Origin of the sequence: Westiellopsis prolifica IICB1 (assembly GCF_004323185.1) — a bacterium.
Taxonomy (GTDB): domain Bacteria; phylum Cyanobacteriota; class Cyanobacteriia; order Cyanobacteriales; family Nostocaceae; genus Pelatocladus; species Pelatocladus prolificus_A.
This window is the reverse complement of record NZ_NAPS01000002.1, coordinates 1,941,165-1,953,633: the sequence shown is the minus strand read 5'-3', so window position 1 is coordinate 1,953,633 and position 12,469 is coordinate 1,941,165. Positions and strand designations below refer to the sequence as shown.

General features: G+C 40.6%; 12 protein-coding genes. 6 read left to right on the top strand and 6 right to left on the bottom strand.

What is annotated here, in order from left to right; translation table 11 throughout:
- The first annotated feature begins 510 nt into the window (after window positions 1–510).
- Window positions 511–834 (top strand): YkvA family protein, encoded by a 324-nt coding sequence (locus B4U84_RS22725; RefSeq protein ID WP_017311436.1) that lies wholly within the window; start codon window positions 511–513, stop codon window positions 832–834.
- A gap of 247 nt (window positions 835–1,081) precedes the next feature.
- The gene (locus B4U84_RS22720) at window positions 1,082–1,870 is read left to right on the top strand and encodes a sugar phosphate nucleotidyltransferase (RefSeq protein ID WP_131120648.1); all 789 of its coding nucleotides are present in this window, start codon (window positions 1,082–1,084) and stop codon (window positions 1,868–1,870) included.
- 550 nt (window positions 1,871–2,420) lie between these two features.
- On the opposite strand, the gene B4U84_RS22715 is transcribed toward B4U84_RS22720, so the two are convergent.
- Window positions 2,421–3,089 (bottom strand): phosphoribosyltransferase, encoded by a 669-nt coding sequence (locus B4U84_RS22715; RefSeq protein ID WP_044450879.1) that lies wholly within the window; start codon window positions 3,087–3,089, stop codon window positions 2,421–2,423.
- Window positions 3,090–3,348: 259 nt separating this feature from the next.
- On the opposite strand from B4U84_RS22715, the gene B4U84_RS22710 reads away from it, so the two are divergent.
- Complete coding sequence (locus B4U84_RS22710; protein WP_044450878.1) at window positions 3,349–4,047, top strand: uracil-DNA glycosylase; 699 nt, start codon at window positions 3,349–3,351, stop codon at window positions 4,045–4,047.
- Window positions 4,048–4,196: 149 nt separating this feature from the next.
- Here the strand turns inward: B4U84_RS22710 and mscL are convergent, their stop codons facing one another.
- The 4 genes from mscL to tyrS all read right to left on the bottom strand — a co-directional run bounded on the left by mscL (window position 4,197) and on the right by tyrS (window position 7,709).
- Window positions 4,197–4,625 carry a large conductance mechanosensitive channel protein MscL gene (gene mscL, locus B4U84_RS22705; RefSeq protein ID WP_044450877.1) on the bottom strand — a complete coding sequence of 143 codons (429 nt, stop codon included), beginning with the start codon at window positions 4,623–4,625 and terminating at the stop codon, window positions 4,197–4,199.
- Window positions 4,626–4,976: 351 nt separating this feature from the next.
- Complete coding sequence (locus B4U84_RS22700) at window positions 4,977–5,732, bottom strand: hypothetical protein (protein ID WP_131120647.1); 756 nt, start codon at window positions 5,730–5,732, stop codon at window positions 4,977–4,979.
- Window positions 5,729–6,442: an orotidine-5'-phosphate decarboxylase gene (pyrF, locus tag B4U84_RS22695; RefSeq protein WP_044450875.1), complete on the bottom strand. Its 714-nt coding sequence runs from the start codon at window positions 6,440–6,442 to the stop codon at window positions 5,729–5,731. The genes B4U84_RS22700 and pyrF overlap by 4 nt, the downstream gene beginning before the upstream one ends.
- A gap of 97 nt (window positions 6,443–6,539) precedes the next feature.
- Window positions 6,540–7,709, bottom strand: a complete 1,170-nt coding sequence (tyrS, locus tag B4U84_RS22690) for a tyrosine--tRNA ligase (RefSeq protein ID WP_131121040.1) — start codon at window positions 7,707–7,709, stop codon at window positions 6,540–6,542.
- 177 nt (window positions 7,710–7,886) lie between these two features.
- On the opposite strand from tyrS, the gene B4U84_RS22685 reads away from it, so the two are divergent.
- Window positions 7,887–9,806, top strand: coding sequence for a transglycosylase domain-containing protein (locus B4U84_RS22685; RefSeq protein ID WP_017311428.1), 1,920 nt, complete (start codon window positions 7,887–7,889; stop codon window positions 9,804–9,806).
- A gap of 101 nt (window positions 9,807–9,907) precedes the next feature.
- Here the strand turns inward: B4U84_RS22685 and B4U84_RS22680 are convergent, their stop codons facing one another.
- Window positions 9,908–10,231 carry a DUF1825 family protein gene (locus tag B4U84_RS22680; protein ID WP_017311427.1) on the bottom strand — a complete coding sequence of 108 codons (324 nt, stop codon included), beginning with the start codon at window positions 10,229–10,231 and terminating at the stop codon, window positions 9,908–9,910.
- A gap of 492 nt (window positions 10,232–10,723) precedes the next feature.
- On the opposite strand from B4U84_RS22680, the gene B4U84_RS22675 reads away from it, so the two are divergent.
- On the top strand, window positions 10,724–12,049 hold the full coding sequence (locus B4U84_RS22675) for an RNA-guided endonuclease InsQ/TnpB family protein (RefSeq protein ID WP_242677685.1): 1,326 nt from the start codon (window positions 10,724–10,726) through the stop codon (window positions 12,047–12,049).
- A complete protein-coding gene (locus B4U84_RS22670; RefSeq protein ID WP_017311425.1) occupies window positions 12,039–12,413 on the top strand; it encodes an NINE protein in 375 nt (124 codons plus the stop codon). Before B4U84_RS22675 ends, B4U84_RS22670 begins: the two co-directional genes overlap by 11 nt.
- Window positions 12,414–12,469: the final 56 nt, after the last annotated feature.

Below are 12,469 nucleotides of genomic sequence, written 5' to 3'. Positions count from 1 at the left end.
GTTGAACGTCTTGGTACTCGTGCTGGTAAGCCTTATGAGGAAACCGTATATTACATAAGTTCAATGACCCTTGAAGCTTCAGATTTTGCCCAAGGCATTCGTGGTCATTGGGGTGTAGAAAATCGATGACATTGGGTCAAAGATGTTGTGTTTGATGAAGACAAGGCACAAATGGTTGATGGTTATGCATCTGCAAATTTCTCCATTCTTCGCAGTTTTGTAATTAACTTGTTTCGTCACAATGGTTTTGATTCCCTAACCAGAGCAATACGACATTGTGCCCATAATATCCTATTACTATTTTCCTTTTTAGAATGAAACAGCCCTGCACTCCCTTGGGGGAGTGGGGGCCGGTGAGTTCCCCAGAGGGGGCCCCACCTTAAGCGATCCCCCATCCCCGATCCCCTATCCCCATTTTTGTAGCATCTTCCAACCATCTTAGGGCGGTTATTCCCACAAGAAGTGTGGAAAATGATTTGCCAAAATTAAGGGTAATGAGAGGTGAAGGTCATGAAATTTTCAATACAATCTCTTTATAATTGGTATCGCAACTTAATTCGCAACCCTAAATACCGTTGGTGGGTGATTTTAGGAACATTGCTATATTTTGTCAGCCCCTTCGATATAATTCCAGATATTTTCCCGATTGTGGGGGAAATTGATGATGTTTTTCTTTTAACTTTGTTAGTAACTGAGGTATCAGGTCTGGTCATTGAAGGCTTCAAAGCGCGTCGAGGTACTGTAGACGCCAATGTAGACACCCAAGCTGCTAATACTACTCAGGATTCAACCTCCGGCGCCACTGTGGATGTTGATGCAGTTTCTGTTAAGTAGTTGCAAATGTCATCTTAAAATTAAGTTACCCTCTTCTGTTGCCAGAATGGCTTGGGAAGGGGGGTATTTTTTATACAATTTTGGATTTTGGATTTTGGATTAGGCATAGTTAACTACTATTAACCAGGACTTACGCAAAACACAACGCGCATTTGCGGTAATTCATGAATTACCGCTACGCAAGAATAAGGTTTTCGGTCACATCTTGCGTAAGTCCTGCTAACTATCAACAACCAAAAAATGATTTATGAGCGATCGCCAGATTATAGGACTTCTACCAGCAGGTGGACAAGCAAAACGGATTTCTCCTTTACCACTGAGCAAAGAATTATATCCTGTCGGATTTCAAGATTTTGGTGAGCAACATAACTGGCGACCAAAGGTAGTTTCTCACTATCTGCTGGAAAAAATGCAACTAGCAGGTATTAATCAAGCATATTTTATTCTACGTCCGGGAAAGTGGGATATTCCAGAATATTTCAAGGACGGTGCGATGCTTTCTATGAATTTGGGCTATCTAATAATGGATTTGCCTTATGGTGTACCGTTTACGTTGGATCAAGCTTATCCTTTTGTTCGGGATGCGGTGATCGCATTAGGTTTTGCTGATATTTTGTTTCAACCCCAAGATGCATTTGTAAAGGTGTTGGCACGTCAACAAGCAACTAAAGCAGATGTAGTTTTAGGACTGTTCCCCACCAACCAACCAGAGAAAGCTGGTATGGTTGAGTTCGATGATACGGGTAGAGTACAGCTAATTATCGAAAAACCTCCTCAGTCGGATTTGCATTACATGTGGGGTATTGCTGTTTGGACACCCGCTTTTACTCAGTTTTTACATGAGTATCTTATTCCTCTCAAGGCTAATCCTAATTTGTCACAGCTACCAGAAATACCAATAGGAGACATCATTCAAGCTGCTATTGCTCAGGGTTTTCATGTGCAAGCTGAAACGTTTATTGATGGAACTTATTTAGATATTGGTACACCTAATGATTTAGTACAAGCTGTGCGCCTGGGTGTGCGGGAAGTGTGAAGGAGGACACGGGGGACAAATCAATTAAAAATTAAAAATTGGTAAGAAGGACAAGGGGAGCCACTGCGCCCTTGCGCGTTAAGAGCGTTGTAGCATGTGGCGAAGACAAAAGAGAAGAAATCGCTTTGAAGTTGGAACGTTAAGCCTTACAGTTGGAACATTAAGCCTTACAGTTAGAACATTAAGCCTTACAGTTAGAACATTAAGCCTTACAGTTAGAACATTAAGCCTTANATGTGATAGCAGAATCCAGGCTGAAAATTGCGAGGTGAGCGAGCCATGAAAAAAATCGCTAAAATACTACGCTTGCTATAATGCACTCACCAACACAAGGGGAGCCACTGCGCCCTTGCGCGTTAAGAGCGTTGTAGCATGTGGCGAAGACAAAAGAGAAGATATCGCTTTGAAGTTGGAACGTTAAGCCTTACAGTTAGAACATTAAGCCTTACAGTTAGAACATTAAGCCTTACAGTTAGAACATTAAGCCTTACAGTTAGAACATTAAGCCTTACAGTTAGAACATTAAGTCTTACAGTTGGAACATTAAGCCTTAATGATTTTGAAGATATGATAGAGCTTCTGGGGTTTCTACTTGGGGAAATTGTTGATAAAAATTGCTAACACTAGCAAATGGTTCTGGTGTGGCTAAAATAATTAGGCGATCGCTCCATTGATGTAACCAGGGTAATAATCTTAGAGGTGCAACTGGCGCACATAACCAAATTTCTGCGGGAGAAAGTTTTCTGATTGCAACAGCAGCAGCTGCTATTGTCATTCCTGTCGCAATCCCATCATCAACAATAATCACTGTGGCGCCTTCTGGATTCACCTGTGGACAAGCAACACTTAATTGTGCTTCCAAAGATTTAGCTTGAGAAATTGCTGTATCTAATGATGTTTGATGCGATCGCAAATTTTGTCTTTGGTACGATCTCCTTGGCTGCGACCACATTACACTACCACAGGCAGTTACCGCACCAATCGCCAATTCTGGATTTTCTGGATGGCTAATCTTTTTCGCCACTAATATCGTTAATGGACAACCCAAAACACGCGCAACTGGTGCTGCTACCTCTAATCCTCCTCGTGGTAAAGCATAGACAATTGGTACAGGCTTGATTTCAGATTCAGACGCTCGTTTAATTAAAGTTGCCTGAACAACTTCCGCTAGCCTCTCTCCAGCTTGGGTACGATCAGTAAAAAGCGGGGTATCTGACATTGTTTTCCCCAGTACATGAAGCTACCATTATTTTGATCATGACTGAATTTCCGTTAAAGTAAAAAAATTTCCCATTTTGTTAAACTTAGAACAGTTTGAGTAGGACGAACGTTCAGAAAGAGCGCAATGAAAGTATAATTTCGTAGTATTAGTATCAGCAGACATAAGACGCAGCGCTGCTGGGCTGAACGTGCAAGTTTTTGGGTAAATATTTAACTCAGCTTAAACACCTTGCGCTTAGATTTATATTGAAAATTTCATGAGCAGCGAACATCAACTCAATCTTTTTGGGGAATCCAATTTACAAGAATCTAATTTTGACAAAAAAGAATTGATTCCCACTGATGCCAAAATTCCCATTCCAACGGGAATTTATACCGATATGGTCGAATTAGCACAGCATTGCAACCAATGTCACCGCTGTGAATTAGGAAACACTCGTATTCATGCTGTTGTCGGACGTGGTAATCTCAAAGCGCCAATCATGGTTATAGGTGAAGCACCTGGACAAAACGAAGACGAAACAGGGCTACCATTTGTTGGTCGGGCTGGGCAGCTTTTAGAAAAAATTCTTCAATCTGTCAAACTAGATACAGAAAAAGATGTATATATAGCCAATATCAATAAATGTCGCCCCCCCAACAACCGTGTTCCTACTAATGAAGAAGTCGAAGCTTGCAAACCTTACTTATTGGAACAAATCCGCTTGGTAGACCCGAAAATCATACTTTTGACAGGTGCCACTGCTGTCAAAGGTATAATTGGTGATAAACGAGGAATTACTCAAATTCGCGGAACTTGGATGGAATGGGAAGGACGTTTATGTATGCCGATTTTTCATCCTTCTTACTTGCTGCGTAACCAATCCCGTGAAGTTGGCAAACCAAAATGGTTAATGTGGCAAGATATTCAAGCAGTGCGTGCTAAATACGATGAAATGATGGGAACTAAAAGCTAGAACATCGATTACACAAATATATACTCAAAGGAAATTGGTACTGTACAAAAGTAAATCACTCACCAAGTCAAGTTATCTTTGATTTCGGATCATCCAGTACCAATTTTCTAGTTCTGAGGAGCGATCGCATCTACTCTTTTGATTATTAACTATCTGTTTGTTTGAGATTCAATCGTAGTTGTTAAACGTTCGATTGCGTCGGTCAATCTTTCTTGGGCTACAACTGCTGGATCAACTGCACTTGCTTCAGCAGCTTCACCACTACGAACAAATCTTTTCTTTGCTTTTTCAAAAGCACGAATAATCAGGAAAATACAAAAAGCAATCACTAAAAAATTGATGATTGCAGAGAGAAATACACCGTATTTGACGCCATTAACTGATAAATTTTGTAAGTCATCTACTTTTGCTGATTTGAGTACAGGATTTAAAATGACAGGTGTAATAATATCTTCCACAAGGGAATTAACAATTTTGCCGAATGCAGCTCCGATAATGACCGCTACAGCTAAATCAATGACATTACCTTGCATTAGAAACTTACGAAAATCAGCCCAAAAGCCATTACTACGTACCATAAGTCTCTTATCCTTCTTAAAGTATCGAATTTTATTCAGTTCAAGTTGATTATTATACAGTTTTTGGGACGAAAATTGGAAAATAAGATTAACACTCACTTTGTTTTGAAAATAGGTGTGGGTGTGTATTAGACGCGATTAATCAGGTCTACGGGTGTAGGAAGAATAATATTTTCAGGTTTGGTTGTAGGTTTTTCCGATGATTGACTGTCTTAAAAATGGGTGTAGAGTATAAAAAATTAGTGGTGTAAGAAAGTCAAATTTTTAGGCGTAATCAGTAAATGCAGTTAATAACAGCTACTTTAATTATATATTTATAGATTCTATACTTTCTACTTTTTTGAAAGTCAGCTACTGCTGCGCGTCAAAAATTTGCTTTTGTTGACTTGTTGGAGGATTTGAAAAACGCGCGTTTCCTGCGCGACAATCTCTTAACCAAGTTTTAATCCCTTGAGCAACAACACCATTACTACTATCTTGTGGTGGTGTGGGAATTTCTTGTTTAGGATCAGAACCAGTCCTAGAAAACATCATTACCATCCACCAACCATTCTCAGCTTTTGTTAAAAATAGCCAGTGAAATTGTTGTAATTCCACAATTTTTTTTCCAATATATCGTCGTTCTAAAGTAGTAAAAAATACTTGATTAATATCTTTGGCAGTATATTTTAATTCTTTAGGAATATCTCCACTTGTGTTTAGAGGTAGTGGTGCAAATTCCGGTCTTCCTGCCATTAAAACGTAACTAAAAACATCATTTTTTCTACTAGTGCGGCGAGCGCGTTGAATCACACGATTAGCATAACTAGGTAAATCCAACAAAAGCTTCGTAGTCAATAATTCAATATTTTGCTGTGAACAAAAAGATTTTTCTTTGCTTGTTGGCGAAGAGGTAGGATTTTGGGCAAATGCTTGGTAAGTAAAGCAATTGGAAATAAGTAACCAAAAGCCAAAAGCTACAAACCACAATTTGTAACTAGACTTTTTGCAAAATTTGGGGAAAGGGTAAAAGAGAAAGTTTAAAGATTTGACATTTTTCCCTTTTACCTTATGTTTTAATTCTGGTTCAACTATTTGATATCTATCTTTTTGAGCTTTGGAATTCATGCCACACTTGCTAACTCATCGCAAATTTTTTTCCAGGCTAGCTCAGGTTCAACAGCAGCAGTAATGGGACGTCCAATCACAAGGTAATTTGCTCCTGCTTGTAGTGCTTGACTTGGGGTGAGCGATCGCTTTTGATCTCCTTTTTCTGCCCAAGTTGGACGCACCCCTGGACAAACTAACAAAAACTCATTTCCACAACTATTTCGCAGTTGTGCCACCTCTTGAGGCGAACAAACAGCCCCATCTAAACCAATTTCTTGCGCCATCAATGCCATTTCCAGTGCATACTCTGGCAATTCTAAGGGAATTTTTAAATCAAACGCCAATTGTCGGGAAGAAATACTAGTTAAAAGTGTAATGGCAATAAGTTTTGGTGGTTCCACTCCTGCTTGTATTGCCCCTGTTTGTACTGCCTCTGTTGCTGCCTTGAGGGCATCTTTACCAGCTGTAGCGTGAATTGTCAGTAAATCAACACCGTAACGTGCAGCAGCCTGACAAGCACCAGCAACGGTGTTCGGAATATCATGAAACTTCAAATCTAGGAAAATCCGTTTTTGCCGAGATTTTAATTCTTGCAGAATTTGCGGTCCTGTACTGGTAAACAATTCCAAACCAACTTTCCAAAAACTGACTTGTGGCAATTGTTCAATCAAGGCGATCGCATCTGCAATATTTGCCACATCTAAAGGCACAATAATTCGCTTGTTCATTACTGGGGATCGGGGATTGGGGACAAGGGAAGGGGGACAAGGGAGAATTATTTAATAAGTCTCTTCCCGATCCCCGATCCCCGATCCCCAATCTCCTTCATTCAACAAGTCGGACAAATTTATTTTTTCCTAGTTGCAAAACTTGTCCGTACAATTGACTAGCGGTTTCAAAAGAAGTATCTACATCGCTAATGCGATCGCCATCTAGTCGCACACCACCTTCTTGAATTTTCCGCTTTCCTTCTCCAGCACTTTTGCATAAGCCAGTAATATTGAGAATGTAGGATAATTTTGCCGGAAATTCTACTTTTGATAGAGAAAATTCCGGTAGTTCTCCTGCTTCAATGTTATTGACAGCGTCTTGTCCATGATACTGCCGGACTATTTCTTGCGCGAGGAGTTTTTGGCGATCGCGTGGGTTTTCTGGTAATGTGTCTAGAGGTAAATCCGTCAATAATTCAAAATAATCTTTTAGCAGGTGGTCTGGAATACCTTGCAATTTTTGATATTTTTGGCTCGGATGTTCTCGTAAACTTACGTAATTACCCAAGGACTTAGACATTTTTTGCTCACCATCTGTGCCAATCAAAAGCGGTAATAGCAAACCAAATTGGGGTTTTTGTCCAAAATGACGTTGCAAATCTCTTCCTACCGCTATGTTAAATTTCTGGTCAGTACCACCCAATTCCACATCAGCCTCGATAGCCACAGAATCAAAACCCTGCATCAACGGATAGAGGAACTCATGTAGAAAAATCGGATTCTCTTTTTTATAACGTTCAGCAAATCCTTCTTTTGCGAGCATTTGTCCTACAGTCATGGTTGAGAGTAATTCTAAAATTTTTCCTAAATCAAGCTTGGAAAGCCATTGCGAGTTATATCGCACCTCTAATCTTCCAGGTGTGTCAAAATCTAGTATGGGTTGTACTTGTTCAAGATAGGTTTGAGCGTTTGCCTCGACCTCTTGTTGTGTAAGTTGGCGACGTACATCTGACTTACCTGTAGGATCGCCAATCCGTGCCGTGAAATCACCAATAATCAACACTGCTGTATGACCAGCATCTTGAAAAGCTCGCAGTTTCCTTACTGGTATGCTATGACCGAGATGAATATCGGCGCCTGTTGGGTCAATGCCCAATTTTATTCGTAAAGGTCGGTCGGTTGTGGCCAAGCGCTTTTCTAAACTTTCAGATTCAATATCCGAATCAGCTGGTTGGGGAAAAATTTCGACAATGCCACGACGTAACCAAGAAAAGTTCTGCACCATACTATTAGAATCTTGACTGTTATCTATACTTTGCAATATGGAAGTTGAGTAAGTTATAGTCACTAGCAATGCTTCCGTTGTTTATATCTGACAGACTAATATAATTGCAAAAAATTAACCGTCTTGCTGCGCCAAAGAAAATATAGTTATATTTACAAGTGAGGAAGTGAGAACGCCGTGTCGTCTAGGACTTTTGAAGATAAGCAATCCCAAGGTAGCCCTTCATCTGGCGTTGAGTTTTTGAAAGGAGTAGGTCAGGTAGCTGGCGGTACTCTGTTATCAATTACCATGCTAGCGAGTTCGATTGTCGCCGGAGGATTAGTTGGTTTAGCCATTAGTTTCCGCAACTTGCCTGATGTAAGACAGCTACGTAGTTTTTTTCCTTCAGAAACTACCTATATTTATGACATCAAGGGTAAGTTATTAACAAGTATCCATGGTGAAGCCAACCGAGAAGTTGTACCTCTAGATAAAATTTCGCCGCACTTAAAACGTGCAGTACTAGCAAGCGAAGACGCTGATTTTTACTTTCACCACGGCATTAATCCTAAAGGTGTAGGGCGTGCTGTAGTTACCAACTGGGTAGCTGGTGGGGTGCGCGAGGGTGGTTCTACCATCACTATGCAGCTGGTGAAAAATCTGTTTTTGTCCCAGAGACGTCAATTTACCCGTAAAATTGCCGAGGCAGTATTAGCAATTCGTCTCGAACAAATACTTAAAAAAGATCAAGTTTTGGAAATGTACCTCAATCAAGTATATTGGGGTCACAATAACTACGGTGTACAAACAGCAGCACGTAGCTATTTTAATAAATCGGCAGAGTATTTAACCTTAGGTGAGTCGGCAATGATGGCGGGTTTGATCCAAGCGCCAGAGGAATATAGCCCGTTTGTCAGTATGCAAAAAGCTAAATATCAGCAAAAGGAAGTCTTGGGGCGAATGCTGACTTTGGGCTGGATCACCCAAAAAGAATATGACGACGCTTTAAAAGAAAAAATTAAATTAGGCAGAATTAGGTCATTTCAAGGTAGTGCGTTACCTTATGTTACTAACGCTGTATCTCAGGAACTAGCAAGGAAGTTTGGTCGTGAAGCCTTGCTAAAAGGCGGAATGCGCGTACAAACCACAGTAGATGCCAAGTTTCAAGAAATGGCAGAAGAAACTGTCAGTAAATGGCATAGAAGACTAAGCAGTCAAGGACTAAATAAAAATCAAATTGCTTTGGTGGCGATCGACCCTCGCACTCATTACGTGAAAGCATTGGTGGGTGGTGTAGATTCCAAAACTAGTGAATTTAACCGTGCAACCCAAGCTTATAGGCAACCAGGCTCTTCTTTTAAACCTTTTGTTTATTATGCCGCTTTTGCTACTGGTAAATTTACACCTGATACAGTTGTTTATGATACTCCTGTGAGTTACCGAGATGGTAGTGGTTGGTATAGTCCACGCAACTACGATGGCGGTTATAGTGGGGCAATGTCTATTCGTACTGCTTTGAAGTTGTCTCGTAACGTCCCAGTTATCAAGGTTGGCAAAGCTATAGGTATGAACAAAGTTGTTGAAACATCCCGTACCTTAGGAATTATGAGTCCCATGGAACCAGTGACTTCTTTACCACTTGGTGCGATTGGGGTGACACCTATCGAGATGGCTGGTGCTTATGCAACTTTTGCCAATTATGGCTGGCAATCACCAACAACGGTGATTGTTCGTGTTACTGACAGTAGCGGTAATGTATTACTAGATAATACTCCCAAGCCTCAGCTAGTTCTAGAACCCTGGGCCGCAGCAGCAGTAGTTAATGTGATGCAAGCAGTAATCACTGATGGTACTGGGAAAAATGCAGCGATTGGCCGTCCTGCAGCTGGTAAGACAGGAACTACTTCTTCAGAAAAAGATATTTGGTTTGTCGGAACTGTACCCCAGCTGACAACTGCTGTTTGGGTGGGTAGAGACGACAATAGGCAATTGGCTACTGGTGCTACAGGAGGCACGATGGTAGCTCCCGTTTGGCGTGACTTTATGCTCAAGGCACTTAAAGACACACCTGTAGAGTACTTTAAGCCACCTTCTAAGTTCCCTCGTCCTAAAAAGTAGGGAGTTAGAAACGAGAAACTGGAGATTAGGGATAAATTTATTAAAAATTTAGAAATTAAAAATTTTTCATTTTAAATTTTCTAGCCTGTAATCCCTCATCTCTATTTCTGTTTTTCTAGTTCCGCTTTCATCCGTTCTAAGGTGATGTTCATTTGATCGAACATTTGTTGTGGTGTGACGCCAAACTGACTGAGCTGAGTTTTCAACTGCTGGATAGTCATTTGCGCCATAAAATCTTCTGATAGCTCGAATCGCTTCATAAAGACGCGATAACGTTCCATCATTGCTTCCATTTGCTCAATAAACAGCTTTTTACCCTCGCGGTCAAACTTGCCGTAATTGTTGCCAAGTTTGATCAGGGCTTGATAATCTTCAAACAGCTGCTTTGCTTCTTGCTGAACTATCTCGGAGTCAAAGAATCCCATGTTGCTTCTATATCTTAATAAGTACTGATGATCAGTACCTCTCTTTGTCCTAAAATTTTGCCTCTAGGTTTATTTTAGTCTTTAGTCTGAGAAACTAAGCTAGAAAATAAGCTTCGGTTAAATTACAGTTTTTACCGAGATATCAACACTTGACGATTTAGTTAGTGGTTAGTGGTTGGTCATTTGTCATTTGTCATTTGTCATTGAGCATGGGGCATTGGGCATGGGGCATGGGGCATTGGGCATTGGGCATTGGGCATTGGGCATGGGGCATTACCCCCGATCCCCTATCGTTTAGCTAAAACCGACAGAAGCCCCACGACTCACCCGGAGGGGAGCGTGGGATGAATGGCGGGTGAGTTGACGACAGTCCTTTGACCAAATTACCCGCAGGGGAAATAGGGGAAAGGACAGGTCGGAAACGTAGCTTGCTTCCCGCAGGGTACAAGTCTTGTGTTATGGCGTTTTATCGCAAATTGATTTCAGTCTAATATGTTAAAAGTTGTCAAAGTCAGATTATATCCAGATGCCCAACAACAGCAGGAGCTACGATCAGCTTTTGGTTGTTGTCGTTGGCTTTGGAATTATTGCCTGAATTTGATGAACCAAACATACAAGGAGACAGGCAAGGGGTTGTCTGGATACGCAGTAAAAAAGATAATTCCTCAGTTAAAAAAAGAGCATGAATGGTTAACATCGACCTATTCACAATGCTTGCAACAGGTTTGCTTGAATCTTGGCGTAGCTTTTAATAACTTTTTCGAGAAACGAGCTAAATACCCTAGATTCAAATATAAACATGGTAAGCAGTCAATACAATATCCTCAAAACGTCAAAGTCGATGATAATTGCGTAAGCCTCCCAAAAATAGGAGATGTAACAGCAATAATTCACAGACCTATTGAGGGGAAAGTTAAGACTGTGACTATATCTAAAAACTGTTCTAATCAATACTTTGCGGCTATTCTATTTGATGATGGTAAAGACAATCGAGAATCAAATACAGATGGCAAAGCAATAGGTATTGACTTGGGTCTAACTCACTTTGCCGTTACCAGTGATGGAGCAAAGTTTGATAATCCTAGAATACTCAACAAACACGAGAAAAATTTAAAACTCAAGCAACAGCAATTATCTAGGAAGAAAAAAGGTTCTAATAACCGCATTAAATCTAGAAACAAAGTTGCTAGTGTTCATAGAAAAATTACTAATTGCCGTGAAGATTTTCTACACAAACTATCTCGTAGGATAGTTAACGAAAACCAAGTTATTGTGGTGGAAAATCTCAACATTAAGGGCATGATGCAAAATCATTGTTTGGCTAAATCCATTCATCAGGTAGGATGGGGAATGTTTTGCACCATGTTAAAATACAAGGCAGAAATGGGAGGAAAAGTTTACCAAGAAGTTGATAGATTTTTCCCTAGTTCAAAAACCTGTCACGTGTGCTTGAATCAAGTTGGTAGTTTATCGCTAGATGTAAGATTCTGGACTTGCGAAAACTGCCATACAAAGCATGATCGGGATGTGAACGCAGCTATTAACCTCAGAGATGAGGGACTACGGATTTTGACACGCCAGGTGCTTTATGCCGGGGAACCCGTCCACCGCACTGGCTCCTCTGGAACGGGGGATAAAGCCTGTCGTCCAGATGTAAGTCGCAGTAATAGAGGACGCAAGAAATCTACTACTGCGCTTTCTGTTGGACAGGAAGCCTACACTGTACTCCAAGAGTACAGTGTAGGTAGTTCACTTCAATACAATAAAAACAGTATGGTGGTGGTTAGTCGGATGAGGAGAATCAAAGATGTTGACTAAGCGAAAAAGCCGGAGTATTGCGGCAATTTTAGCGTTTGCTGGTACGTTGACAATTTCTGGTTTACATAAATTTTATTTAGGACAGCCGTTGTGGGGTCTATTGTATGTGCTGCTGTCCTGGACACCAATTCCCAAGGTAGCAAGTGCGATTGAAGGAGTATGGTATTTAGCTCAAGACGAAGAAGCTTTTGATCAGAATTTTAATGAAGGTAAGTCAGTAGCTCGTTCTGTACGCTCACAAGTCAATCAAGTCGGAGCGATCGCAGATGCTTTGCGTGAGTTAGATGCTTTACGTCAAGATGGATTGATTTCCGAATATGAATTTGAACAAAAACGCCGTCATTTGCTTGATCAAATTTCTTGATTAGTTACTTGATGCTTGTTAATTGTTGGTTGTTAGCGTTAACCAATAACCTAAAA

Excerpts from the sequence above, each read along its gene's own strand:
- B4U84_RS22725 (WP_017311436.1), top strand. The coding sequence starts at position 511 with ATGAAATTTTCAATACAATCTCTTTATAATTGGTATCGCAACTTAATT.
- B4U84_RS22720 (WP_131120648.1), top strand. The coding sequence starts at position 1,082 with ATGAGCGATCGCCAGATTATAGGACTTCTACCAGCAGGTGGACAAGCA.
- B4U84_RS22715 (WP_044450879.1), bottom strand. The coding sequence starts at position 3,089 with ATGTCAGATACCCCGCTTTTTACTGATCGTACCCAAGCTGGAGAGAGG.
- B4U84_RS22710 (WP_044450878.1), top strand. The coding sequence starts at position 3,349 with ATGAGCAGCGAACATCAACTCAATCTTTTTGGGGAATCCAATTTACAA.
- mscL (WP_044450877.1), bottom strand. The coding sequence starts at position 4,625 with ATGGTACGTAGTAATGGCTTTTGGGCTGATTTTCGTAAGTTTCTAATG.
- B4U84_RS22700 (WP_131120647.1), bottom strand. The coding sequence starts at position 5,732 with ATGAATTCCAAAGCTCAAAAAGATAGATATCAAATAGTTGAACCAGAA.
- pyrF (WP_044450875.1), bottom strand. The coding sequence starts at position 6,442 with ATGAACAAGCGAATTATTGTGCCTTTAGATGTGGCAAATATTGCAGAT.
- tyrS (WP_131121040.1), bottom strand. The coding sequence starts at position 7,709 with ATGGTGCAGAACTTTTCTTGGTTACGTCGTGGCATTGTCGAAATTTTT.
- B4U84_RS22680 (WP_017311427.1), bottom strand. The coding sequence starts at position 10,231 with ATGGGATTCTTTGACTCCGAGATAGTTCAGCAAGAAGCAAAGCAGCTG.
- B4U84_RS22675 (WP_242677685.1), top strand. The coding sequence starts at position 10,724 with ATGTTAAAAGTTGTCAAAGTCAGATTATATCCAGATGCCCAACAACAG.
- B4U84_RS22670 (WP_017311425.1), top strand. The coding sequence starts at position 12,039 with ATGTTGACTAAGCGAAAAAGCCGGAGTATTGCGGCAATTTTAGCGTTT.